Consider the following 23,324-nt stretch of genomic DNA (forward strand, 5'->3'; position numbering starts at 1 on the left):
CGTCGGCGACTCCGGTGTCAGTTCTTCTCGATGTCCGAATACATCGGGATACCCTTCCAGTCGATCGTCACGTTCGACACGTTCTCCGACCAGCCGCTCGCGGCATTGCGGTACCACGTGGGAACAGCGGGAAGATCCCTCAGAAGAACTTCCTGCGCCTGGTCGAGCAGATCCTGAGCCTTACCCGGATCGACCTCGCCGGCCGATGCGCGCAGCAGCCGGTCGAACTCCGGATTGGAGTAGTCGCCGTCGTTCGAGCTGCCGCCTGTCTGGTAGTTCTGCGCAAGGAAGCCGTACTGCTGTGGGTAGTCGCCCTGCCATCCCGAACGGAATGCGGACGGGATCGTGCGGTTGGTGGCCTCGGTCCGGATTTGAGCGAAGGTCGGGTATTCCTTGCCCTTCGCGTCGATTCCCAGCGTGTTGCGGATACTGTTGGCCGTGGCATCCACCCATTCCCTGTGCCCGCCGTCCCCGTTGTACGCGATCTCGAAACTGCCGGTCCACGGCGCAATGGCGTCGGCCTGCGCCCACAGTTTTTTCGCAGCCTCGGGGTCGAACTTCAGATTGCCGTTACCGGCGAGCGAATCCGACCACCCCTCGATGGCCGGACTGGTGAAGTCGAGAGCCGGAGTACGGGTGTTGTTGTAGATCTGTTCCGTGATCTGGTCGCGGTTGATCGCCATCGAGATGGCCTGACGACGGAGGGTGCCTTCTTCACCGCTGAAGTGCGGCAGGCGCCCCGGAATGGTGAAGGTCTCGATGGTCGCGGACGGCTGGTTCACGGTGCGACCCGGCAGATCCGACTCGAAGGTGGTGACTGCGCTCGGCGGAACCTGGTCGAGGACATCGACGTTGCCGGCCAGCAGATCGGTGTAGGCGGTGTCGAGGCTGTTGTACATGATGAAGTCGACACCGTCGTTCTTCGGCTTCCGATTCCCGTCGTAATCGGGGTTGGTGACGGTGTCGATCCGCACGTTGTGCTGCCAAGCACCGGGTCCGGCCAGCTTGTACGGCCCGTTTCCGACCGGATTCTCGCCGAACGCTGCCATGTCCTCGAACGCCACCTGGGGCAGGGGGAAGTACGCGGCGAATCCGAGTCGATCGGGGAACGCCGACTCCGGTTGCTTCAGCTCGATCGTGAAGGTGGTGTCGTCCACCACCTTCAGTCCGGACATCGTCTGGGCCGACGGGTTCTCGGCCGCCACCTCGTCGTAGCCCTGGATCGGGTCGAAGAAGGATGCCTGGAGCTGCGCATTGGTGGACAGCGCGCCGTAGTTCCATGCGTCGACGAACGACGATGCCGTGACGGGTGACCCGTCCGTGAAGGTCCAGCCGTCCTTCAGCGTCACGGTGAATGTCTTACCGTCCGTGGTGTCGATGGACTCGGCCACTTCGTTGGTAATTGCACCGTGGGCGTCGTACGAGACGAGGCCGGCGAACAGGGCATCGATCACACGGCCGCCCTGGTTCTCGCTCGTATTGGTGGGGATCAGAGGATTCTGCGGCTCACCCGCCCAAGCATTGACGATCCCGCTTCCTCCTCCGCCCGAGGATTCACCGGACGAGCAGGCGGACAGCATTCCCGCTGCAATGCCCACCGCCAGAACAGCAGTTGCCACGCGTGTCCTACGCACAACGTTCCTCCAGCCCCGGTGGAATGATGGGACGACGATAGTCACGTTACGGCTCCGCGGGGCCGGAGACGCAGAATCTCGTCGAAATGCCGTCTCGGCGAACCTTCGACCGGGACAGTTCCGCCGTTCGGCCGCCGAGGAATACCGTCCGGCGCGCCGAAAGGACCGATCGTCGCAGAACACGCGCATGCAACCTCGTGCAACGGTGCGCTCCCGAGCCCTTGTGACTACCCTCACACGTGCTAGAACTGCCGTTTTCGAGACTGGAAAGAAGGCCGGGCCACAATGACCAGTGCAGCACAGGCGAACGGATCGACGGAGAAATCCGCACAGCCGGATGCCGTCCCGCAGGTGTACCCGCCGAGCCCCGAGTTCACCGCGACCGCGAACGCCGGACCCGAACTCCAGGCCGAGGCAGATGCCGATCGACTCGCATTCTGGGCGAAACAGGCGCAACGACTGCACTGGCACGCACCATTCACCGAAGTCCTCGACTGGTCCGACGCCCCCGTCGCGAAGTGGTTCGTCGGCGGCCGGCTCAACGTCGCATTCAACTGCGTCGACCGCCACGTCCTCGAAGGCAACGGCGACCGCGTCGCGATCCACTTCGAGGGCGAACCCGGCGACACCCGCGACCTCACCTACCACGACCTCCTCACCGAAGTGAGCAAGGCGGCCAACACCTTCAGCGACCTCGGACTGGTCCCCGGCGACCGCGTCGCCATCTACATGCCGATGATCCCCGAGGCCATCGTCACCATGCTCGCCTGTGCACGCTTGGGCCTGACCCACTCCGTCGTCTTCGCCGGTTTCTCCGCCAGCGCCCTGCGCTCCCGCATCGACGACGCCGAAGCCAAACTCGTCGTCACCGTCGACGGCCAATGGCGCCGAGGCCAGGCGGCCCCCCTCAAACCCTCGGTCGACGACGCTGTCGAGGGCGCCGAATCCGTCAGGAACGTGCTCGTCGTCAAACGCACCGGCATCGACGTCGACATGGCGGAGGGCCGGGACCTGTGGTGGCACGACACCGTCGAAAAAGCCTCTGACACCCACGAGCCGAAGCCGTTCGACTCCGAACACCCGCTGTTCATCCTCTACACCTCCGGCACCACCGGAAAGCCCAAGGGCATCATCCACACCTCCGGCGGCTACCTCACCCAGGCCTCGTACACCCACCACAACGTCTTCGACCACAAAGTCGGACAGGACGTGTATTGGTGCACCGCCGACATCGGCTGGGTCACCGGGCACACCTACATCGTCTACGGACCGCTGTCCAACGGCGTCACCCAGGTGGTCTACGAAGGCACCCCCAACTCCCCCGACGAGCACCGCCACTTCCAGATCATCGAAAAGTACGGTGTCAGCATCTACTACACCGCTCCCACCCTGGTGCGTACCTTCATGAAGTGGGGCCGGGAGATCCCCGACGCCCACGACCTGTCCTCGATCCGGCTCCTCGGCAGCGTCGGCGAACCCATCAACCCCGAGGCGTGGAAGTGGTTCCGCGAGGTGATCGGCGGCAACACGGCACCGATCGTCGACACCTGGTGGCAGACCGAGACCGGCGCGATCATGATCTCCCCGCTCCCCGGCATCACCGCCACCAAACCCGGATCCGCCATGGCACCGCTGCCCGGCATCTCCGCCAAGATCGTCGACGACGACGCCAGAGAGCTCGGCAACGGCGCTTCCGGCTACCTCGTCCTCGACAAGCCGTGGCCGGCGATGCTCCGCGGTATCTGGGGCGACATGGACCGCTACCGCGACACCTACTGGTCCCGCTACCCCGAGCAGGGCTGGTACTTCGCCGGTGACGGCGCCAAATACGACGAAGACGGCGCCCTGTGGGTCCTCGGCCGCGTCGACGACGTCATGAACGTCTCCGGCCACCGCATCTCCACCTCCGAGGTCGAATCCGCCCTCGTCGGACACCACGGAGTCGCCGAAGCCGCCGTCGTCGGAGCCGCCGACGAGACCACCGGCCAGGGCATCGTCGCGTTCGTCATCCTCCGCGAAGGCGTCGAGAACACCGGTGACGACCTGATCGCCGAACTCAAAGCCGAGGTCGCGCGGGAAATCAGCCCCATCGCGAAGCCGCGGCAGATCACCGTCGTCCCGGAACTACCCAAGACCCGCTCCGGCAAAATCATGCGTCGCCTGCTCAAGGACATCGCCGAAGGCCGCGACCTCGGCGATACCTCCACCCTGGTCGACCCGAAAGTCTTCGACGCCATCCGCGGCAAGTAGGGCGCTTTGCGCCCCGTGCACCTTTTTGGTAGCTCCCACTACCAGAAAGGCGCACGGGCGGCGGAGCCGCCTACACCCGGGCAGCCCACTGACCGCTAGCCTTCTCGTAGCGAATCTCGCAAACGCGGGAATCGGTGACGGCAGCACGGCCGACATGGTGACGGTCGGGCTGCTCGTGACATCGTCGGCAGTTACTGTGACGACGATGTCGGGCACACATGGCCAGAACGAAGACTCGGACGTGCAAGAGCTACCTGGAGGGGTCGACAAGTGAGCATCACTCACGGCAAGGGAGACAGCCCGCGTTACACGGGAGACGGGGTGCCGAACACGGTGTCGTCGATCCCGCTCACCGACGCGGACATTTCACCGTCCGGCGAGGTGACCCTTGGCACACTGGTCAAGCACGCAACCGCGCAGGTCTCCACGCTCGTGCGCGCCGAGGTGGAGCTCGCGAAGGCCGAGGTGACCGGCGAGGTCAAGAAGGGCCTGCAGGGCAGTCTGTTCTTCATTCTCGCGTTCACCGTGCTGCTGTTCAGCTCGTTCTTCTTCTTCTTCTTCCTCGCCGAACTCCTCGACGTCTGGATCGCACGCTGGCTGGCCTTCCTCATCGTCTTCCTGATCATGGTCGTCGTCACGGCGATTCTGGGTCTGCTCGGCTATCTGCGGGTCCGCAAACTACGTGCACCGGAGAAGACGATCGATTCCCTCAAGCAGGCCAGAACCGTGCTCCCGACGTCGTACTCCGATGCGGAGGCCCACCTCGCGTCTCCCAGCGGACGACACGCACGATAGTTCCGTCCGGTGGCACCACCCGATCCGTCAACCGTCCGTTTCGACGGCCCGTGGATTCACCGTGACATCCATGCCAACGGAATCCGTTTCCACACCGTCGAGGTCGGCGCATCCGCACCGGATGCGCCGCTCGTCGTCCTGCTGCACGGATTCGCGGACTTCTGGTGGTCGTGGCGACATCAACTGATCGCCTTGTCCGACCAGGGTGTCCGCGCCGTGGCCGTCGACCTCCGCGGTTACGGCGACTCCGACAAACCTCCCCGCGGCTATGACGGCTGGACCCTGGCCGGTGACATCGCGGGCCTGATCCGGGCGATGGGCTACAGCGAGGCCACGCTGGTGGGGCACGCCGACGGCGGCTTGGTCTGCTGGGCTACCGCGGTGCTCCACGCGCGTCTGGTGCGGTCGATCGCACTGATCAGCTCCCCACACCCGATCGCCCTGAAGCAGGCGGTTCTCCGCGACCGTCACCAACGCAAGGCCGTTCTGCCCCCGTTCGTGTCCTACCAGTTGCCGTGGCGGCCCGAACGACGGCTCACGCGTGACGGTGGGGCCGAAGTCGAGCGTGTGATCGTCGAACGGTCGGGGCCGGCGTGGCCGAAGTCTCCGGAATTCGACCTCGTGATGTCCCGGATGCGGTCGGCGATCCAGATTCCCGGCACCGCGCACTGCACGCTGGAATACCAGCGATGGGCGTTCCGTAGCCAGTTCCGCCCGGACGGCCGCCGGTTCATGGCCTCGATGGATCAGACGCTGCGGATACCCGTACTCCACCTCCACGGTGACCTCGACCCCTACGTGCTCGCCGATACCGTGCGGCGCAGCCGTCGCTTCGCCCCCACACAGCAGCTCGACACGATTCCCGGCGTCGGGCACTACGCGCACTGGGAAGCGCCCGAGCGGGTGAACTCCGCCCTGCAGGGGCTGGTCTCGACGCGCCGCGTGTAGTGCCCGCTCAGAGGATGCAGCCTCCGGTGTCCACTGCGGCGGTCGCGCCGGACGCCGTCTCCAGCTGACGCGACACCTCGGCGGCGGTGAGAACGAAGCCGGTGTCACTGTTGTCGACCGCGGCGCCGAAGACCACCCCGAGCACCATGCCCTCACCGTCGACGAGCGGTCCACCCGAGTTGCCCTGCCGGATGGAACCGCGCACCGTGTACACCTCACGCTGAACCGTTCCGGCCCGGTAGATGTCGGGACCGCTGAGGTCGAGGATCTCGCGTATCCGCGCGGCACTGGCCGTGTAGGACCCGCCGCCCGGGTATCCGAGAACCAGCGCACTGTCACCTGTTCGTCCCGGCTCCGGCGCGAAGTTCAGCACGGGAGCGTCGAGGCCCGGTACCTCGAGAACGGCCACGTCAGTCGACGGGTCGAACAGCACCACCTCGGCGTCCATGGGTCCGTCTGCGGTGTCCACGACGATTCCCGCCGTGCCCGCCACGACGTGCGCGTTGGTCATCACCCGTTCCGGCGCGACCACGAAGCCGGACCCTTCGAGCGCACGCTGACAACTGGGCGCCACACCCCGGACACGGAGCACGCTGGACTGCAGGGAGGACGCCACCGGGCTCTCGAGAACGCCGGCGTCGGGCGGATCGACCGTGGTGATCGGGGTGCGTCCGAACGGACCGATGACGTCCGGAAGTCCGGAGGTGTCGAGTAGCGCGGAGAACTCGGTGGGGAGTTGTCGCATCCACGCCGGTGCAAGGTTGTCGACGGTCTCGAGCACGCTCGACCCGCGCACCGCGGCTGCGAGTTGCGGTTGAGACGAGGACGTCAGCGGGATGGCCAACAGCCACGCCGCCACGAATACCGCGACCGCCTGCACACAGGCACCGATGACACTGTCGACGGAGCGCGCCACCGGACTGTGCATGCTCCCGCGGGCGGCACGGCCCAGGACCATCCCCGCCACTTCCCCGATGATCACCAGCACCACGATCAACGCAATTCCGACGAGCACCCGGCCGCGTCCCTCGTCGACGTGCACCAGCACGTGCGGGGCGATGAGGATGCCTGCGACCGCACCGAGCAGCACACCGACGAAGGCGAGTACCGACGCCACCGCACCCTGCCTCCAACCGGAGCTGGCCGCTATGAGCGCGATCAACACGATCGCCAGATCGATCCAGCGCGACCCCGTCATCGCTCAACCACCCGATGTCCGTGCTTGTGAGGCAGATGGTCGTCGTCGATGTCGTTCTCCATTTCGGCCAGGACGGTGTCGAGGTCCCGGATGTCCCGACGGTCCCACTCCTGTTCCCAGCCCGAGATCGCGAACAACGCCGCCAGGATGCCCGCCGTGAATCCCCACACCAGCATGCCATCGGCCGAAAATGCCGGACCCTGGTAACCGGCGGGGTGGCGCACCTGGAACCGGTTCCGCGGGTCGATCAGGGTGTGCAGCGGAACCCGTGCCACCCGCGCCGCCTCCGCCGGATCGACGACTCCCACTGCGCTCGGCTTCTCCCAGTACGCAAGAACCGGGGTGACCTCGAAGCCGGACGGCGGGACGAAAATCTGTTCCAGAACGGCGAGCGGCTGCACCCCGGCCGGATCCAGCCCCGTCTCTTCCTGCGCCTCGCGCAGGGCGGTCGCGATGGGACCGTCGTCGCCGGGATCGCTGGCACCGCCCGGAAACGCGACTTGCCCGCTGTGCTGACGCATGGTGGCCGCGCGCTGGGTGAGCAGGACGTCGGCGCCCGCGGGCAGTCCCCCGGACATCAGGGGGTCTGCCTCGGCAGGACCGCCGAACAACACGAGTACCGCAGCCTCGCGCGTGGCCGCCCCGCTGGGGGCACGCCGATTCAGGACCGGATTGATGCGATGCGGGTCGGCCGGTGTGCGCCGCACGACCTCACGCAACCAGGTCGGAACGGCTGCGCCGTCGACGGACGCGGTCATGCCGCAACCCCCAGGTTCTGCTCGACGGCGGCGGCGATCTCCTCGACACTGCGGAACGGCTGCGGCAGGATTTTCGCCACGCTGCCGTCGGGCCGGATCAGCACGGACACAGGCAGGACCGCGGGCGCCCCCACCGCGGCGGCGACCCGCCCGTCAGCGTCCTGCACACCGGGCAAGGTGACGGAGTAGTCGACGAGCCGCGACAATGCGCTGGCCTGCTGGGGATCGGTGTGCACGGTAAGGACGGTAACGGCGTCACCGGCCCGATCGGAAAACTGCTGCATGTAGGGCAGCTCCTCCGCGCAGGGACCACACCAGTACGCCCACAGGTTCAATAGCGCAGGCCGGCCGGCGAGAGCGGATGCGAGATCGACCCCGCTGCCGTCGCCCACGCATTCGAGCGTGATGCCGGCAAATACCGAGTCGGCAGCGGGCGCCGAGGAGGGTGCGGGACAGGGCTCGAGCGCCGCATCCGAACGCAGCGCGGAGAGGGCGCCGGGATCGGCGCCGACGGACATCGGCGTACTTCCGCCCGGACCGAAACGGTCCTCGTACGACGGTGCCTGCGCATCGTTCCCGCGCGGCCAGATCGCGACGACGAGAGCTGCAACAACGACGAGGGCGGCCACACTCCACCGCGCTGCACTAGACACTCGTATCGATCCTCACCGGCCGGCCAGACGAAGCAGATGCTCGGTCTCCGGTCCGCGCACCAACTCGGCAGCGACGTCGGGGTCGACCGGGCCCAGACCGTACGACGGACAGTCCTTGGCCAGAACACACACGCCACACGCCGGCTTGCGGGCATGGCAGACGCGCCGGCCGTGGAAAATCACCCGGTGGGACAGCAAAGTCCATTCCTTGCGTTCGATGATTGCCCCGACCGCGTGCTCGACCTTGACGGGATCCTCCTCGTCGGTCCATTGCCAGCGCCGGACCAGCCGACCGAAATGAGTGTCGACGGTAATTCCCGGGACATCGAAGGCGTTGCCCAGAATCACGTTGGCGGTCTTGCGGCCGATACCGGGGAGCTTCACCAGTTCCTTCAGGGTGTTCGGAACCTCTCCGTCGTGATGCTCGAGCAGAGCCTGCCCGAGCCCGATCAGCGACGTCGCCTTGTTGCGGTAGAAACCGGTGGACCGGATGTACTCCTCGAGCTCCGTGCGGTCGGCTTCCGCATACGCCTTCGCATCCGGATAGCGGGCGAACAACGCCGGCGTCGTCATGTTGACCCGGACGTCGGTGCACTGCGCGGAGAGGATGGTCGCGACCGCGAGTTCCAGTGGAGTGGTGAAGTCGAGCTCGCAATAGACGTGCGGGAAAGCCTCCGCGAGGCGGCGGTTCATCCTCCGGGCGCGTCGCACGAGGCCGAGCCGGGATTCCTCCTGATTCGCGGCCCGGGAACGGGCGCGTCCACGCAGACTGGAGCCGTCACTGGGGGTCACATGCACGGGTCCAACTCTACGGACACGGCCGCAATCCGAATCGCCGCTGTGTCGCATCTGAGACATTCGCAGTGTTTACTACCCGGTATGCAAGGTCTCGCTGTGGTCCTCTTCCCAGTGCTGCTGATGCTGTTTGCGCTGGCCATGGAACGTGTGGAGTTCCGGCTCCGCCGGCTCACCGTTCGGCAGCAAGAGGTGGAAGAGTTTCTCGACCAGGCAAGTCACGACGAAGTGGCCACCCTGGCACACGAGGGATTCCCGCATGCCCTTGCCCGCTTCCACCGGCGGCGCAGAGGGCACTCGCGGTTCGACAGCGACGACGCTGCGGTGACGGAAGTCGGCTCACGTCGCGCCAGCTGACCACCGGAGACTGTGTTTCGGAGCACGTACGTACGGTTAACTTTTCCGACTTGCGTGGTATCGGTCACTCAGACCGAGCCGTCTCAACGTAGACTTCAGAGCCGTACCTGTTGCACAGCGACACGCCGCCGATGACCGGGGCGCCGTCGCCGTGCAGCAAATCGCGCACAATATGACTACAGACGAACGAATATTCCCAAGGAGCGCACGTGGACGACGTCCTGGCAAGAGCCGGCATCTTCCAAGGAGTCGAGCCCTCAGCAGTAGCGGCGCTGACGAAGCAGCTGCAGCCTGTCGACTTCCCCCGCGGACATGTCATCTTCAACGAAGGTGAGCCCGGTGACCGCCTGTACATCATCGTCTCGGGCAAGGTGAAGATCGGCCGCCGCTCACCGGACGGCCGCGAGAACCTGCTCACGATCATGGGGCCGTCGGACATGTTCGGCGAACTGTCCATCTTCGACCCTGGCCCGCGTACGTCCACCGCGACCACGGTGACCGAGGTTCGCGCCGTGAGCATGGATCGCGAAGCACTCAAGGCGTGGATCGACCATCGTCCCGAGATCGCCGAACAGCTCCTCCGGGTGCTCGCGCGCCGTCTTCGGCGCACCAACAACAACCTTGCCGACCTGATCTTCACGGATGTTCCCGGCCGTGTCGCCAAGGCCCTGTTGCAGCTCGCTCAGCGGTTCGGCACGCAGGAAGCCGGTTCGCTGCGCGTCACGCACGACCTCACGCAGGAGGAGATCGCCCAGCTCGTCGGCGCCTCCCGCGAGACGGTCAACAAGGCGCTCGCAGACTTCGCACACCGCGGCTGGCTGCGTCTCGAAGGCAAGAGCGTGCTGATCTCCGACTCCGAGCGTCTGGCGCGTCGCGCCCGGTAGCTTTCGCGCTCGACAACGCTTCGGCCACCCCTGCGATCAGGGGTGGCCGAAGCGTTTCTCAGTTGGGTGCCCGCAAGTACGCGAGCTGCACGTTGACCGACTTCTCGGCCGCCGGCCACAGCTGCGGGTCGACGTCCGAGTACACGTGCTCGACCACCTCCCTGGCCGTGGCTTCCTCGCCCAGGTCCGCGATCGCTGCCTGAACTTGAGCGAGACGCTCCTCACGATGATCGAGGTACTGCCGGGCGACGGTGTGCAAGTCGGGCAACTCGGGTCCGTGCCCGGGCATGACGCTGTGACCGGGCCCGAGCTCGAGGAGACGACGCAGCGAAGACAAATAGTCGCCGAGGTCGCCGTCCGAGTCGTCGAGGACTGTGGTGCCGCGCCCGAGGATCGTGTCCCCAGTGAGAACCGTGCCTTCGCCTTCGACCGTGAAGGACACCGAGTCACGGGTATGACCCGGTGTCGCGACAACACTGATGGTGAGCCCGGCGACGTCGATGATCTCGCCGTCGACGAGCGGCTCCCCGCCTCCGCGGAGGAACTCGGGGTCGACCGAACGCACCGGGGCTCCGGTCAGTTCGAAGAAACGCTGCACCCCGCCGGTGTGATCGACGTGACGATGGGTGATCAACGTCACGGCGACGGGACCGAGTGCGGCTACCCGGGCGAGGTGCTCTTCGTCCTGATCGCCCGGATCCACCACCACGCACTCGTCCCGACCCGGTGCTCGCAGAATCCAGGTGTTGGTGCCGTCGAGCGTCATCATGCCGGGATTGTTCTCGAGCAGGACCGAGACGATCGGGGTGACCGCACGGACCTGGCCGTAGGCGGGATGAGCAAGCGTCATTGTTTTACGCTTCCGTCCGCACTTCGGCGATGACTTCCACCTCGACGGGTGCACCGAGGGGCAGTTCCGCGACACCGACAGCGGACCGGGCGTGCGCGCCGGCCTCACCGAAGATCTCACCGAAGAACTCGGATGCGCCGTTCACGACACCGGGCTGACCGGTGAATCCCTCGGCGGACGCAACGAAGCCGACGACCTTGATGATGCGCACCACGGAGTCGATGCCCACCAGCGCGTCGATTGCCGCCAGCGCATTGAGTGCACAGGTGCGCGCACCCACCTTGGCGTCGTCTTCCGACACGTCGGCGCCGACCTTGCCCTTGGTGGTCAGCTTGCCGTCGACGATCGGCAGCTGTCCCGAGGTGTACACGTAGTTGCCGGTGCGCAGGGCCGGGACGTAGGCGGCGACCGGTGGCACGACGGGCGGCAGCGTCACGCCAAGCTCGGTCAGGCGGGCCGACCAGTTCTGTGTTTCCGTCACGCTCTCAGCCCTTCGGACGCTTCAGGTACGCAACGTGCTGCTCACCGGTGGGTCCGGGGAGAACTGTGACCAGTTCCCAGCCGTCGGTTCCCCACTGGTCGAGGATCTGCTTGGTGGCGTGTGTGAGCAGCGGAACGGTGGCGTATTCCCAGGAAGTCAATTCACTCATGCCGGTGAGCCTATCCCCCGCACATCCCGGCTCCCAGACTTATAGGCTCGACGCGTGGTTGCATCCCCAGAGCAGTTCACCCCGACATGGCCAGAGAAGGCGGCGCGCGCGCGGCTGCACTTCGTGTCCGGAAAAGGTGGCACCGGAAAGTCCACGGTCGCCGCCGCGTTGGCCCTCGCACTGGCGGAGGGCGGGCGTCGTGTGCTGTTGGTCGAAGTCGAGGGTAGGCAGGGCATCGCCCAGCTCTTCGACGTGCCTCCACTACCGCCGCAGGAGACGAAGGTCGCGGCGGCCGAAGGAGGCGGCGAGGTGATGGCGCTGGCCATCGACATCGAGACAGCCTTCCTCGAGTATCTCGAAATGTTCTACAACCTCGGCTTCGCGGGCAGGGCGATGCGCAGATTCGGTGCCATCGAATTTGCCACCACCATCGCGCCCGGACTTCGCGACGTGCTGCTGACGGGCAAGATCAAGGAATGCGTCGTGCGCACCGACAAGTCCGGACGGCGGGTCTACGACTCCGTGGTCGTCGACGCTCCCCCGACGGGTCGCATCAGCAATTTCCTCGACGTCACCAAGGCAATGGCGGACCTCGCCAAGGGCGGCCCTGTTCGCTCGCAGAGCGAAGGCGTGGTGCGGCTGCTTCATTCGGACGACACCGTGGTGCATCTGGTCGCGCTGCTCGAGGCACTGCCTGTGCAGGAGACAGCGGACGCGGCTGAAGAGCTCGCCCGGGCCGATCTCCGCTTGGGAACCATCGTCGTGAACCGAACGAGCCCGCAGTTCCTTCCGGACGAGACCTTGGCCGAGGTCGCGAAGGGACGCATCGACGCGGACGCCGTTCGTGCGGGGCTGGAGAAGAGCGGAGTGACGGTGAACGACGAGGACTTTGCCGGTCTGCTGACCGAGACCATCGAGCACGCCTCGGTACTCGAAGCCCAGCAGGAGAGTGCCGGACAGCTCAGCGAAGTGGACGGGGCGCGGCTGCACCTTCCCTCCCTCGCCGACGGTGTGGACCTGGGCGGGTTGTACGAACTCGCGGAATTTCTGACGGAACAGGGTGTCCGATGACCCAGACGATGGAACACGAGCGGCGGCGAACCGCTCCCGCCCTCGACATGGCCGGCATTCTCGCGAGCCCGGCCACCCGGATCGTGGTGTGCTGCGGAGCCGGTGGTGTCGGTAAGACAACGACGGCTGCGTCGCTGGCGCTGCGGGCGGCGGAACGCGGAAGGAAGGTGGTCGTGCTGACCATCGATCCGGCCCGCAGGCTCGCCCAGGCGCTCGGGGTCCAAGAACTCGACAACTCGCCGCAGCCGGTGCAGCTCGGACCGGGTGCCACCGGCGAACTCCACGCGATGATGCTCAACATGCGCCGCACGTTCGACGAGATGGTGATCGAGCATTCCACGCCGGAAAAGGCGCAGCAGATTCTCGCCAATCCCTTCTATCAGACCGTCGCCACCTCGTTCTCGGGAACGCAGGAGTACATGGCGATGGAGAAGCTGGGCCAGCTCGCGTCCAGCAAGGAATGGGACCTCGTGGTGGTCGACACCCCGCCGTCCCGCAACGCGCTGGACTTCCTCGACGCGCCACAGCGTCTCGGCGCCTTCCTCGACGGTCGCATGATCCGGTTGCTGACCGCGCCCGGACGCGGCCTCACCCGGCTCGTGACCGGCGCGATGGGCCTGGCGCTACGCGGCGTGTCCACCATCGTCGGTAGTCAGATGCTGTCCGACGCATCGAGTTTCGTGCAATCACTCGACTCGATGTTCGGCGGTTTCCGCGAAAGGGCAACGCGTACTTACGAGTTGCTCCGACAGCCCGGCACCAGCTTTCTGGTGATCGCAGCGGCGGAGCCGGATGCCCTGCGGGAGGCGGCGTTCTTCGTGGACCGGCTCTCGGGCGACGGCATGCCGCTCGCGGGCCTGGTCTTGAATCGGACGCATCCCACCCTCAGTTCCCTGCCCGCCGATCATGCGGTCACAGCCGCCGATCAACTGGGGGACCAGGATCCCCTCACCGCCGCTGTCCTGCGGATTCATGCCCACCGAGCAGTGATAGCGAAGCGAGAGGTACAACTGCTGAGCCGGTTCACGGCCGCCCACCCTCGAGTGCCGATCGTCGGCGTTCCCTCGTTGCCGTTCGAGGTGTCGGATCTCGAGGCGCTGAGAGCGGTGGGTGATCAGCTCACCCGCAGGAGCTGATCAGCTCCGCCGGATAAACGGCTCACCCACCTCGCGAAATTCTTCCGTCAGCCCACCCGAAGTGGGAGGTCAGACGGCGGACTGGTGCTGCCGCTGCGCTTCGAAGAAGTCGGACCACGACTCGACCTCGGGATGCTGCTTGAGCAACGCCCGACGCTGACGTTCCGTCATGCCGCCCCACACCCCGAACTCGACACGATTGTCGAGAGCATCGGCTCCACACTGCATCAACACCGGGCAATGCCGGCAAATCGTCGCAGCCTTGCGCTGCGCTGCGCCACGTACAAAAAGTTGATCGGGATCGACTTCCCGGCAACGGGCCTGCGTAACCCAGGCGATTCGGGCTTCTGCTTGCTCGACGTCCAGACGGCTGGTTGGGGTGGTCATGTGCATTCGTTTCCCCTTTTCGAGTCTGCGCAGCCCAGCACTTATCACGGAAGAGCTGCACCACATTCGCAATAGAGTGTTACCTCCATCACACTGTTCCAACAACTTAAGTAAAGAAACCGCAACGCGCAAGACGGGGAAGACGCTTTTTTGGTACGCCCGTCCATACCCCGTGCTCAGGGCAGTTTCTTCGTCGAAATCCGCGCCCAACCAGGGCACCCGCGGAGCCCACGTAGTCTGTAGATCGTGTCGATTGCAAAAACAGTGGGGAAGCTCGCCGGATCCTCTGCCCTGGCAGGTGTACTGCTCGCCGGCGTGATGTTCCCGCTCGCCGGCGGCTTCGGTTTCATGTCCAACAGAGCGGCTGACACCGTCGACAACGTCTCCGCCGAATTGGTCGAGGGCACCGTGCCGGCCGTCTCGACGATGGTCGACTCCGCGGGCAACCCCATAGCCTGGCTGTACGAGCAGCGACGGTTCGAAGTCCCCAGCGAGAAGATCTCCAACGAGATGAAACTCGCGATCGTCTCGGTCGAGGACCGCCGATTCCCCGAGCACAAGGGCGTCGACTGGCAGGGCACCATGCGCGCCTTCCTCACCAACACGACCAGTGGTGAGGTGCAGCAGGGCGCGTCCACGCTCGACCAGCAGTATGTGAAGAACTACCAGCTGCTCGTCGTCGCGAAGACCGACGCCGAACGCCGCGCGGCGATCGAGACCACTCCGGCGCGGAAGATCCGCGAGATCCGAATGGCGCTCACGCTCGACAAGGAGCTCACCAAGGACGAGATCCTCACCCGGTATCTCAACCTCGTTCCCTTCGGCAACGCCTCGTTCGGAATTCAGGACGCCGCGCAGACATACTTCGGCATCGACGCGTCCGAACTGAACGCCGGCCAAGCCGCGATGCTCGCGGGCATGGTGCAATCGAGCTCGGCACTCAACCCGTACACCAATCCGGAGGGCGTGCTCGAGCGCCGCAACGTCGTCCTCGACACGATGATTGCCAACATCCCCGACCGCGCCTCGGAGTTCCGGGCCCTCAAGGAGACCCCACTCGGGGTGCTGCCCGAGCCCAACCGGTTGCCGCGCGGGTGCATCGCCGCGGGTGATCGCGGCTTCTTCTGCGACTACGCCCTGCAGTATCTGGCCAACGCCGGAATCAGTCGCGAGCAGATCGACAAGGGCGGCTACCTGATCAAGACCACGCTCGACCCGGCCGTGCAGGCGTCGACCAAGGCGGCTCTCACCGCGAATGCCAGGCCGAATCTCGACGGCATCGCGAACGTCATGAACGTCGTCCAGCCCGGACAGGACTCGCATCGGATCCTGGCGATGGGCAGTAGCCGCACCTACGGGCTCGACGCCAACGCCAGTGAGACCGTCCAGGCGCAGCCGTACTCACTGGCTGGTCACGGCGCCGGATCGATCTTCAAGATCTTCACGACGGCCGCTGCCATGGAGAAGGGCCTCGGCACCAGTGCCGTCCTGGACGTTCCCGGTCGATTCGAGGCCCGCGGCATGGGTAGCGGTGGCGCGCGGGGGTGCCCTGCCGCCACCTACTGCGTCGAGAATGCGGGCCGGTATCCGGCGGCACTGTCGGTGACCGATGCGCTGGCGCAGTCGCCGAACACGGCGTTCGTGAAGTTGATCCAGGCCACCGGCGTTGCCCCGACTGTCGACATGGCGGTGCGTCTGGGACTGCGCTCCTACGCCCAGCCCGGCACTTCCGGCTTCGACGAGCGCAGCATGGCCGATTTCCAGAAGGATCAGAATCTGGGGTCGTTCACCCTCGGGCCCACCTGGATCAACCCCCTCGAACTGTCGAATGTCGCCGCGACGCTCGCCTCGCACGGCAAGTGGTGCCCGCCCACCCCGATCGACTCGGTGTTCGACCGCGAAGGCAAGCCCGTTTCGGTGACCCAGCAGGCCTGTGAGCAAGTTGTCGAGCCTGGACTGGCCGATACCCTCACCAACGCGATGAGCAAGGACGACAAGCCCGGTGGCACCTCTGCGGCCGCGGCGGGCAGCGTCGGCTGGACGCTCCCCATGGCCGGTAAGACCGGCACCACCGAGTCGCACATGTCCTCGGGCTTCCTCGGGTTCACCAACAACCTCGCGGCAGCCGTGTACGTGTTCGGTGACTCCCCCACACCGGGCGAGATCTGCTCGAGCCCGCTACGCCCCTGCGGTGACGGCAACCTCTTCGGTGGTAACGAACCGGCCCGCACGTGGTACGCGGCGATGAACCCGATCGTCAACAACTTCGGCCCGACGACCCTGCCGCCGGTCGACCAGAAATATGTGCGGGGATCCCAGAACGGCCAGGTCCCGGATGTCGTCGGACTCAGCCAGTCGGCCGCCACCTCGCGGCTGCAGGCAGCGGGCTTCACCGTCAACGCAGTGACCACGCAAGCTCAGGCGGCCAAGGGAACGGTGACGGGCGCGTCGCCCTCCGGATCGGCCATCCCCGGTTCGACCATCACGATCTACGTCAGCGACGGATCGGTGCGGGCGGCGCCGCAGCAGCTACCCGGCCAGGGCATCCCCCTACCGCCCATCCAGTTGCCCGGTCTGCCGCCGATCCAGCTGCCGCCCATACCGCGGTGACCATGCGTGCGTGGGAAGTGCGAACACACACTTCCCACGCACGTCGGTTCAGAGGCGCGACTTGACGGCGTGGGACAACCTCGAGCCATCGGCCTTGCCGCCGGCGAGTGCGGTGGCCGCCTTCATGACCTGACCCATCTGGCGCATACCGGGGCGCTCACCGATCTCCTCCGCCACCTGAGCGATGGCCGTGTCGACGACGTCCACGAGTTCCGCATCGTTGAGCGGGGTCGGCAGGTATTCGTCGATGATCTGGGCTTCGGCGCGTTCCTGCGCCGCCAGTTCCCCGCGGCCGTTCTCGGTGTAGATCTCGGCGGACTCTCCGCGCTTCTTCGACTCCTTCGCGAGAACCTTCAGCACCTCGTCGTCGGTGAGTTCACGGGCTTCCTTGCCGGAGACCTCCTCGGTCTGCACGGCGGCCATGAGCATACGAATAGTGGCGGTGCGCAGCGAATCCTTCGCCTTCATGGCGGCCGTCATGTCGGAGCGCAGTCTTGCTTTCAGTGAATCTGGCATGGCCGAAACGCTACGCGCTCGCACGCACGAGAATGCCGCGTCCCACGCACGGGAATGCGGAGCATCCCTTTTGTACCCTGCACCTCGATCGCACGCACCCGTATCCTGAAAGGGTGTCCAACGAGTTCCGCACCACCCTGACCCGTGCCGCGCTGGGTACAGCGGGCGCCGCCGCCCTCGGTGTCGGCTACGCCTCCCTCATCGAACGCAACGCGTTTGCGCTCCGTGAGGTCACGATGCCGGTGCTGGCGCCCGGGTCGTCCACGCTGCGGGTGCTGCACATCAGCGACCTGCACATGATGCCCGGCCAGCGCCTGAAGCAGAACTGGCTGCGTGAGCTGGACAACCTCGAACCCGATCTGGTGGTGAACACCGGCGACAATCTGTCCCATCAGCGGGCCGTCCCCGCGGTGGTCCAGGCGCTGGGGAATCTGCTCGCGCGCCCGGGCCTGTTCGTGTTCGGCAGCAACGACTACTTCGCGCCCAAGCCGAAGAACCCGCTGAAGTACTTCAGCAGGGAGCACAAGCGCGTCCTGGGTGACCCCTTGCCGTGGGGCGATCTCCGCGCTGCCTTCACCGAGCGGGGCTGGTTCGACGTCACACATGTGCGACGCGACCTCGAGGTGTCGGGGGTCCGGATCGCGTCGGCCGGGGTGGACGATCCCCACTTGCAACGCGACCGTTACGACACCATCGCCGGGCCGCCGAATCCGTTGGCGGATCTACGTCTGGGCCTCACCCACTCCCCCGAACCGCGGGTGCTCGACCGGTTCGCCGACGACGGGTACGACCTGGTGCTGGCGGGCCACACCCACGGCGGACAGCTGTGCCTGCCGTTCTACGGGGCACTGGTCACCAATTGCCAGATCGACCGTTCTCGGGTCAAGGGTCCGTCGAAGTGGGGTGCCCACACCCGCTTGCACGTGTCCGCTGGTATCGGCACGTCGCCGTGGGCTCCGGCCCGCTTCTGCTGCCGTCCCGAGGCGACGCTGCTGACGTTGGTACCTGCCAAGCGTGGCGGCTCGGACAGCGGTGCGGGCGAAGGTCGGACGCAGCCCTCGGAAAGCTCGGTTATACGCCGCTGAACTGCGGATTTAATCGCGGCTGACTCTGTGCTGTAAGCTAGCCGAGGTTCGACACGGGGTGTGGCGCAGCTTGGTAGCGCGCTTCGTTCGGGACGAAGAGGTCGTGGGTTCAAATCCCGCCACCCCGACAGTGTGGGATTGATGTGAGACCCCTTCCGCTCAGGCGGAGGGGGTCTTTCTCATCCCCGGACCCGGTGCCAACGACTCCCGGACGCCCGCCGCCAGGTCGGTAGGCTAGCCTGCCCTCATGTCTACGAGGTCTCCCCTGAAGGCCGGGCTCGTCGCCTTGGCCACCGTCTTTCTCGCCGCCTGCGGCACCACCGACACCGGGTCCAGCTCCGGCAACACCGACGTCGCCACCGGCGGACGGCTGTTCGCCACCGCCGACGAGGAGACCGCCAAACTGGGTAGTGATGCCGAACCCGGCGCATTCCCGCGCACCGTCACGCACGCACTGGGCGAGACGGTCATCGAGAAGAAGCCGGAACGGGTCGTCGTCCTCGACGGCGGCGAACTCGACGACGTCCTGTCGCTGGGAATCACCCCCGTGGGATTGGCGAGTCCGGAGAGCGCGGCGGGTCAGCCGTCGTATCTTGCCGACAAGCTGGCGGGTGTGCCCGACGTGGGAACGACCAACAACCTGAACATCGAGGCGATCACCGCATTGCAGCCCGATCTGATCCTCGGCAGCAAGCTGCGGGCCGACAAGCTCTACCCGCAGCTCTCCTCGATCGCACCGACGGTGTTCAGTATCCGTCCCGGCTTCCCGTGGAAGGAGAACTTCCTCCTGGCCGCCGACGCGCTCGGTGAGGAAGCGCAGGCCGAAGAGGTGCTCAACGCATATCAGACCCGGGCCGGGGAGGTCCGGGACGCGATCACCGGCGAGCCCACGATCTCGTTGGTGCGCTTCATGTCCGGCAAGATCCGGCTGTACGGCAACCTGTCGTTCATCGGTGTCATTCTCGAGGATGTGGGGCTGCCCCGCCCGCAGGTGCAGGACGTCGACGAACTCGCGGTCGAGGTCAGCCAGGAGACCATCTCGCAGGCCGATGCCGACCGAATCTTCTACTCCAGCTATGGCGCGCCCGAGACGACCGACGAGTCCGCTGTGGTCGGTGGACCGCTGTGGAACCAGCTTCAGGCGGTCAAGGACGGCCACGCCGTGCACGTCAGCGACGAAACCTGGTTCCTGGCGCTCGGTCCCACCGGTGCCATGCTGGTACTCGACGACCTCGAGAAGATGCTCGCAGCCTGACGCGTCCTACTGGGTTACGGGCATGAACGCGTCGTAGATCGCCTCCGGTGCACCGTCGACTGCCCAGATCATCATCAGCCCGACGGCGATGGTGAGGGCGGGCCCGAGAACGAGTTTCTCGAAGGGCCCGCCCGCCCGGATGGAGAGGAAGGACGGCAGCCGGAACTCCCACCACCGCTCCCTGCCCAGCGGCAGGAACGGGGCGAGGAAGGGCACGCCTTCTTTGGTGATGGCATCGCCGAGGCAGTGGGTGGCGCAGCCGAGGGCCACCGCGACTCCGAGCCCGGTGGAACCGGCCTCCGTGGGATACGACTGCCAGGTGAGCGCCGACAACACCGCGGCCACGGCCGAAACGGCCAGCCAGCCTTTTTCTTTGGCGAACTCACCGGCCAGGCCGCGGAGTGCCAGCCCCAGGCAGAGAAACAGCGTGGCGATGATGGCCGGCTTGCCGAACTGCACCACGAGCGCCGACACGCCTGCTCCGAGCCCGGCGGCGAACAATGCCGTGTGCGTGAGCGTGCGGTGCCCGCCGCGGCGCTTACCGTCTCGTTTGCCCTTGGTCACCGTGTAGAAGCCGAGCGACACCGCGTCGACTCCCTTGGCCGCGATACTGCTCACGGGGCCGAAGGACCGCGAAACGGTCGACTGGTTGGTGTCGAGGTCGGGTAGCAACGCCGCGCCTGCGCATACGGCCGCGAACGTGAACGTCTCGGCCGTCGAGGTAGGCCCACCCCATTCCAGCGGGAGCAGATCTGCCGTCGCCAAACCGACGGCAGCACCGGACATTGCGTGGGTGGGACCCATCACCATGGAAGAACGCACCTTTCGAACCCGACCCGGGACACGGTCATCCGAGCCGGTGTCCTGACACCGCTCAACCTAGCAACACCATCCGACACTCCAGTCACACGCCGTACGTACTCCGGCACCGTCGGCGGCGACGAAGTACGTCCGGACCCGAAGTGCTCAGACGCCCTGCGCCTGCCACATCCAATGCAACTGCTCGAGCCGCGCGGTGATGGAGATCAGCAGGTCCTGCGTCACCGGGTCGGCGTTTTCGGTGGCCGCGATACGCTCGCGGAGTCGGTCGATCAGGGCGGCGAGGTTACCGACGATCGACGCGGTGATCTCGGCATCCTTGGTCCACCCTTCGCCGATGCCCTTGGCCCCGGAATCCTGTGCGACCGTGGCCGCGCGGCCGTCCGGACTGACGCCGATCGCGGTAGCGCGTTCCGCCGCCTCGTCGGTGAAGTCGCGGGCCGCGCTCACGAGCTCGTCGAGCGCGAGATGCACCGATCGGAAGTTCTGGCCGATCACATTCCAGTGCGCCTGTTTGGCGATGAGGGTGAGGTCGATCAGATCCACGACGGTGGCCTGTAGTGCGTCGCCGGCAGTCTTCTGCTGAGCGGGATCCAACGTGCTGGTGATGGGATTACTCATGATGTATTTCCTCAGTGGTCGTGTTTCGTTGCGGGCGCATCGACACCGACGCCGGTGGTGCGCCTCAGGCCTTGTTCTGTCCTTCGCGGACACCGATTTCCACGCGCTTGCCGAGGTCGGCGTCGACGTTCTTCCAGTACTCGAAGACGCGCAGCAGAACCGGTTCGCTGACGCCATCGAGCGCGTGCCCGACGATGTTGTTCACCAACCGCTCGCGCTCGTCGTCGCCGAGAACCTCACGTACGAGCGTGCCGGCCTGGGTGAAGTCGCCGTCCTCGGAGTGCTGGATGTAGCCGGCGCGCACCGACTCTCCGTCGAAGGCCCACAGGCCCTCGTCCCCGGCGAGGGACGCGTCCGCGTGGGGACCGCCGTACGAGTTGGGCGCGTACACCGGCGTTTCCGGCGAGTTGGTCGCGTACCGCATCGCCCCGTCCTGCGAATAGGAGTTGACCTGGTTCTTCGGTGCGTTGACCGGCAATTGAGCGTAGTTCGCGCCGATCCGGTACCTGTGCGCGTCGGCGTAGGAGAAGACACGCCCGAGCAGCATCTTGTCGGGCGAGAAGCCAATCCCCGGAACCACATTCGACGGCTCGAACGAGGCCTGCTCGATCTGCGCGAAGAAGTTGTCGGGGTTGCGGTTCAGGGTCCACTTGCCGACCTCGATCAGCGGGTAGTCCTTCTGGGACCACACCTTGGTGAGATCGAACGGGTTGAATCGGTACCCCTCCGCCTCGGCGACCGGCATGACCTGGACTTTCAGCGTCCAACTGGGGAACTCGCCGCGGGTGATCGAGTCGTACAGGTCGGCTCGGTGGTGGTCGGGCGACGTGCCGGCCAGCTCGTCGGCCTCCGCCTGGGTGAGGAACTCGATGCCCTGGTCGGTCTTGAAGTGGTACTTCACCCAGAACCGCTCTCCCTCGGCGTTGACCCACTGATAGGTGTGGGAGCCGAAGCCGTCCATGTGACGCCACGTCTTCGGAATCCCGCGATCACCCATCAGCCAGGTGACCTGGTGTGCCGACTCGGGCCGCAGGGTCCAGAAGTCCCACTGCATGTTGTGGTCGCGCAGGCCGGAACCCGGCAGACGCTTCTGTGAGTGGATGAAGTCGGGGAACTTGATCGGGTCCTTGATGAAGAAGACCGGCGTGTTGTTGCCGACGAGGTCGTAGTTGCCGTCCTCGGTGTAGAACTTCACCGCGAATCCGCGGGGGTCACGCCACGTGTCGGGACTACCCTGCTCGCCCGCCACCGTGGAGAAGCGCACGAGCGACTCGGCCTTCGCTCCCGGCTGGAAGAGCTTGGCCTTCGTGTACCGGCTCACGTCGTGCGTGACGACCAGCTCACCGAAGGCACCGCCGCCCTTGGCATGGACCACCCGCTCCGGGACACGCTCGCGGTTGAACTGGGCGAGCTTTTCGACGAGGTAGTGGTCGTGCAGAAGGATGGGACCCTGCGGTCCCGCGGTGAGCGATTCGTTGTCGCTGACGACAGGAATTCCGGCGTTGGTGGTGGTAGCGCGCTGTGTTTCAGGCATGGCAAAGCCTCCAGAGTGCTTCATTGTGAGGGTGGTAGATGAAGACGGGTCAGGACTGGGATGCCGTCGGCCCGGGCCGGCACTGTTCGCACAGACCCCAGAAGACGACTTCGGCCTCGTCGATCTGGAAACCGTGCGACTGCGACGGCTCCAGGCACGGCGCCTCACCGACGGCACAATCGACGTCTGCAACGGTGCCGCACGATCGACACACGAGGTGGTGGTGATTGTCTCCGGTTCGCGTCTCGAACCGTGCGGGTGACCCCGCGGGTTCGATACGGCGAAGGAGACCGGCGGCCGTACACGCTTTCAGCACGTCGTACACGGCTTGCGTGGACACCGAACCCAGCTGGTCGCGCACCACGGCAGCGATGTCGTCGACGTCGGAATGCGGCTGCGCGGCAACCGCATTCAACACCGCCACCCGAGGTGCAGTGACACGGAGGCCCACGTCACGCAATTGCGCTCGGGGATCGTGGTCGTGTCGCATGTGTTCCAGTATGGCCCTTTTTTGGAAT

General features: G+C 65.9%; 24 protein-coding genes and 1 tRNA gene. 11 read left to right on the forward strand and 14 right to left on the reverse strand.

Features of this window, described 5'->3' with window-relative positions; all coding sequences use genetic code 11:
- Positions 1 to 17: 17 nt before the first annotated feature.
- Positions 18 to 1,634 carry a peptide ABC transporter substrate-binding protein gene (locus JQT59_RS02825; protein WP_213574413.1) on the reverse strand — a complete coding sequence of 539 codons (1,617 nt, stop codon included), beginning with the start codon at positions 1,632 to 1,634 and terminating at the stop codon, positions 18 to 20.
- A gap of 285 nt (positions 1,635 to 1,919) precedes the next feature.
- Here JQT59_RS02825 and acs point away from each other — a divergent pair, with 285 nt between their 5' ends.
- The 3 genes from acs (at position 1,920) to JQT59_RS02840 (ending at position 5,627) form a co-directional block, all read left to right on the forward strand.
- Positions 1,920 to 3,884, forward strand: a complete 1,965-nt coding sequence (acs, locus tag JQT59_RS02830; RefSeq protein ID WP_213574415.1) for an acetate--CoA ligase — start codon at positions 1,920 to 1,922, stop codon at positions 3,882 to 3,884.
- Between the two features lie 270 nt (positions 3,885 to 4,154).
- Positions 4,155 to 4,679: a phage holin family protein gene (locus JQT59_RS02835; protein WP_213574417.1), complete on the forward strand. Its 525-nt coding sequence runs from the start codon at positions 4,155 to 4,157 to the stop codon at positions 4,677 to 4,679.
- Between the two features lie 9 nt (positions 4,680 to 4,688).
- On the forward strand, positions 4,689 to 5,627 hold the full coding sequence (locus JQT59_RS02840) for an alpha/beta fold hydrolase (protein WP_213574419.1): 939 nt from the start codon (positions 4,689 to 4,691) through the stop codon (positions 5,625 to 5,627).
- Between the two features lie 7 nt (positions 5,628 to 5,634).
- Here JQT59_RS02840 and JQT59_RS02845 read toward each other — a convergent pair whose 3' ends face one another.
- The 4 genes from JQT59_RS02845 to nth are packed head-to-tail and all read right to left on the reverse strand — an operon-like array spanning position 5,635 to position 9,034.
- The gene (locus JQT59_RS02845; RefSeq protein ID WP_213574420.1) at positions 5,635 to 6,825 is read right to left on the reverse strand and encodes a MarP family serine protease; all 1,191 of its coding nucleotides are present in this window, start codon (positions 6,823 to 6,825) and stop codon (positions 5,635 to 5,637) included.
- Complete coding sequence (locus JQT59_RS02850; protein WP_213574423.1) at positions 6,822 to 7,583, reverse strand: NUDIX hydrolase; 762 nt, start codon at positions 7,581 to 7,583, stop codon at positions 6,822 to 6,824. The genes JQT59_RS02845 and JQT59_RS02850 overlap by 4 nt, the downstream gene beginning before the upstream one ends.
- Complete coding sequence (locus JQT59_RS02855) at positions 7,580 to 8,236, reverse strand: TlpA family protein disulfide reductase (protein ID WP_213574425.1); 657 nt, start codon at positions 8,234 to 8,236, stop codon at positions 7,580 to 7,582. Before JQT59_RS02855 ends, JQT59_RS02850 begins: the two co-directional genes overlap by 4 nt.
- 12 nt (positions 8,237 to 8,248) lie before the next feature.
- Positions 8,249 to 9,034, reverse strand: a complete 786-nt coding sequence (gene nth, locus JQT59_RS02860; protein ID WP_159918972.1) for an endonuclease III — start codon at positions 9,032 to 9,034, stop codon at positions 8,249 to 8,251.
- Between the two features lie 81 nt (positions 9,035 to 9,115).
- Between nth and JQT59_RS02865 the strand changes: the two genes are divergently transcribed.
- Both JQT59_RS02865 and JQT59_RS02870 read left to right on the forward strand, forming a co-directional pair.
- Positions 9,116 to 9,388, forward strand: a complete 273-nt coding sequence (locus tag JQT59_RS02865) for a hypothetical protein (RefSeq protein ID WP_109334827.1) — start codon at positions 9,116 to 9,118, stop codon at positions 9,386 to 9,388.
- A gap of 209 nt (positions 9,389 to 9,597) precedes the next feature.
- Positions 9,598 to 10,272, forward strand: coding sequence for a Crp/Fnr family transcriptional regulator (locus JQT59_RS02870; RefSeq protein ID WP_005256089.1), 675 nt, complete (start codon positions 9,598 to 9,600; stop codon positions 10,270 to 10,272).
- Between the two features lie 58 nt (positions 10,273 to 10,330).
- On the opposite strand, the gene JQT59_RS02875 is transcribed toward JQT59_RS02870, so the two are convergent.
- The 3 genes from JQT59_RS02875 to sp36 are packed head-to-tail and all read right to left on the reverse strand — an operon-like array spanning position 10,331 to position 11,772.
- Positions 10,331 to 11,122 (reverse strand): MBL fold metallo-hydrolase, encoded by a 792-nt coding sequence (locus tag JQT59_RS02875; protein ID WP_213574427.1) that lies wholly within the window; start codon positions 11,120 to 11,122, stop codon positions 10,331 to 10,333.
- 4 nt (positions 11,123 to 11,126) lie between these two features.
- A complete protein-coding gene (locus JQT59_RS02880; RefSeq protein ID WP_213574429.1) occupies positions 11,127 to 11,603 on the reverse strand; it encodes a RidA family protein in 477 nt (158 codons plus the stop codon).
- A gap of 4 nt (positions 11,604 to 11,607) precedes the next feature.
- Entirely contained in the window at positions 11,608 to 11,772 is a 165-nt protein-coding gene (gene sp36, locus JQT59_RS02885; protein ID WP_005248493.1) for a Sp36 family protein, read from the reverse strand.
- A 54-nt stretch (positions 11,773 to 11,826) separates the two neighbouring features.
- Here sp36 and bagA point away from each other — a divergent pair, with 54 nt between their 5' ends.
- Both bagA and bagB read left to right on the forward strand, forming a co-directional pair.
- Positions 11,827 to 12,843, forward strand: a complete 1,017-nt coding sequence (gene bagA, locus JQT59_RS02890; protein WP_213574431.1) for an ATPase BagA — start codon at positions 11,827 to 11,829, stop codon at positions 12,841 to 12,843.
- On the forward strand, positions 12,840 to 13,979 hold the full coding sequence (bagB, locus tag JQT59_RS02895; protein ID WP_213574433.1) for an ATPase BagB: 1,140 nt from the start codon (positions 12,840 to 12,842) through the stop codon (positions 13,977 to 13,979). Before bagA ends, bagB begins: the two co-directional genes overlap by 4 nt.
- A gap of 69 nt (positions 13,980 to 14,048) precedes the next feature.
- Here bagB and JQT59_RS02900 read toward each other — a convergent pair whose 3' ends face one another.
- Positions 14,049 to 14,372, reverse strand: coding sequence for a WhiB family transcriptional regulator (locus JQT59_RS02900; protein ID WP_005248496.1), 324 nt, complete (start codon positions 14,370 to 14,372; stop codon positions 14,049 to 14,051).
- A gap of 258 nt (positions 14,373 to 14,630) precedes the next feature.
- Between JQT59_RS02900 and JQT59_RS02905 the strand changes: the two genes are divergently transcribed.
- Positions 14,631 to 16,976, forward strand: a complete 2,346-nt coding sequence (locus JQT59_RS02905) for a penicillin-binding protein (RefSeq protein ID WP_213577380.1) — start codon at positions 14,631 to 14,633, stop codon at positions 16,974 to 16,976.
- A gap of 48 nt (positions 16,977 to 17,024) precedes the next feature.
- On the opposite strand, the gene JQT59_RS02910 is transcribed toward JQT59_RS02905, so the two are convergent.
- Entirely contained in the window at positions 17,025 to 17,492 is a 468-nt protein-coding gene (locus tag JQT59_RS02910; RefSeq protein ID WP_159918966.1) for a GatB/YqeY domain-containing protein, read from the reverse strand.
- Positions 17,493 to 17,605: 113 nt separating this feature from the next.
- Between JQT59_RS02910 and JQT59_RS02915 the strand changes: the two genes are divergently transcribed.
- From JQT59_RS02915 to JQT59_RS02925, 3 genes are all read left to right on the forward strand, one after another.
- Entirely contained in the window at positions 17,606 to 18,577 is a 972-nt protein-coding gene (locus JQT59_RS02915) for a metallophosphoesterase (protein WP_159918965.1), read from the forward strand.
- Positions 18,578 to 18,631: 54 nt separating this feature from the next.
- A tRNA-Pro gene (locus JQT59_RS02920) sits at positions 18,632 to 18,705 on the forward strand.
- Positions 18,706 to 18,824: 119 nt separating this feature from the next.
- Positions 18,825 to 19,832, forward strand: coding sequence for an ABC transporter substrate-binding protein (locus tag JQT59_RS02925; RefSeq protein WP_213574435.1), 1,008 nt, complete (start codon positions 18,825 to 18,827; stop codon positions 19,830 to 19,832).
- Between the two features lie 6 nt (positions 19,833 to 19,838).
- Here JQT59_RS02925 and JQT59_RS02930 read toward each other — a convergent pair whose 3' ends face one another.
- The 4 genes from JQT59_RS02930 to JQT59_RS02945 form a co-directional block, all read right to left on the reverse strand.
- Entirely contained in the window at positions 19,839 to 20,642 is an 804-nt protein-coding gene (locus tag JQT59_RS02930) for a metal-dependent hydrolase (RefSeq protein WP_213574437.1), read from the reverse strand.
- 156 nt (positions 20,643 to 20,798) lie between these two features.
- Complete coding sequence (locus tag JQT59_RS02935; RefSeq protein WP_213574439.1) at positions 20,799 to 21,272, reverse strand: Dps family protein; 474 nt, start codon at positions 21,270 to 21,272, stop codon at positions 20,799 to 20,801.
- A 64-nt stretch (positions 21,273 to 21,336) separates the two neighbouring features.
- Positions 21,337 to 22,806: a catalase gene (locus tag JQT59_RS02940; RefSeq protein WP_213574441.1), complete on the reverse strand. Its 1,470-nt coding sequence runs from the start codon at positions 22,804 to 22,806 to the stop codon at positions 21,337 to 21,339.
- A 49-nt stretch (positions 22,807 to 22,855) separates the two neighbouring features.
- Positions 22,856 to 23,296: a Fur family transcriptional regulator gene (locus tag JQT59_RS02945; protein WP_159918961.1), complete on the reverse strand. Its 441-nt coding sequence runs from the start codon at positions 23,294 to 23,296 to the stop codon at positions 22,856 to 22,858.
- Positions 23,297 to 23,324 lie beyond the last annotated feature (28 nt).

It is taken from the genome of Rhodococcus sp. USK13 (genome assembly GCF_018343855.1).
Lineage (GTDB): Bacteria > Actinomycetota > Actinomycetes > Mycobacteriales > Mycobacteriaceae > Rhodococcus_F > Rhodococcus_F oxybenzonivorans.

Bases quoted from the DNA above. Each gene is read 5' to 3' on its own strand.
- acs (WP_213574415.1), top strand. From the start codon at position 1,920: ATGACCAGTGCAGCACAGGCGAACGGATCGACGGAGAAATCCGCACAG.
- JQT59_RS02845 (WP_213574420.1), bottom strand. From the start codon at position 6,825: ATGACGGGGTCGCGCTGGATCGATCTGGCGATCGTGTTGATCGCGCTC.
- JQT59_RS02850 (WP_213574423.1), bottom strand. From the start codon at position 7,583: ATGACCGCGTCCGTCGACGGCGCAGCCGTTCCGACCTGGTTGCGTGAG.
- JQT59_RS02865 (WP_109334827.1), top strand. From the start codon at position 9,116: ATGCAAGGTCTCGCTGTGGTCCTCTTCCCAGTGCTGCTGATGCTGTTT.
- JQT59_RS02875 (WP_213574427.1), bottom strand. From the start codon at position 11,122: ATGACGCTTGCTCATCCCGCCTACGGCCAGGTCCGTGCGGTCACCCCG.
- sp36 (WP_005248493.1), bottom strand. From the start codon at position 11,772: ATGAGTGAATTGACTTCCTGGGAATACGCCACCGTTCCGCTGCTCACA.
- bagB (WP_213574433.1), top strand. From the start codon at position 12,840: ATGACCCAGACGATGGAACACGAGCGGCGGCGAACCGCTCCCGCCCTC.
- JQT59_RS02900 (WP_005248496.1), bottom strand. From the start codon at position 14,372: ATGCACATGACCACCCCAACCAGCCGTCTGGACGTCGAGCAAGCAGAA.
- JQT59_RS02910 (WP_159918966.1), bottom strand. From the start codon at position 17,492: ATGCCAGATTCACTGAAAGCAAGACTGCGCTCCGACATGACGGCCGCC.
- JQT59_RS02925 (WP_213574435.1), top strand. From the start codon at position 18,825: ATGTCTACGAGGTCTCCCCTGAAGGCCGGGCTCGTCGCCTTGGCCACC.
- JQT59_RS02930 (WP_213574437.1), bottom strand. From the start codon at position 20,642: ATGGTGATGGGTCCCACCCACGCAATGTCCGGTGCTGCCGTCGGTTTG.
- JQT59_RS02935 (WP_213574439.1), bottom strand. From the start codon at position 21,272: ATGAGTAATCCCATCACCAGCACGTTGGATCCCGCTCAGCAGAAGACT.
- JQT59_RS02940 (WP_213574441.1), bottom strand. From the start codon at position 22,806: ATGCCTGAAACACAGCGCGCTACCACCACCAACGCCGGAATTCCTGTC.
- JQT59_RS02945 (WP_159918961.1), bottom strand. From the start codon at position 23,296: ATGCGACACGACCACGATCCCCGAGCGCAATTGCGTGACGTGGGCCTC.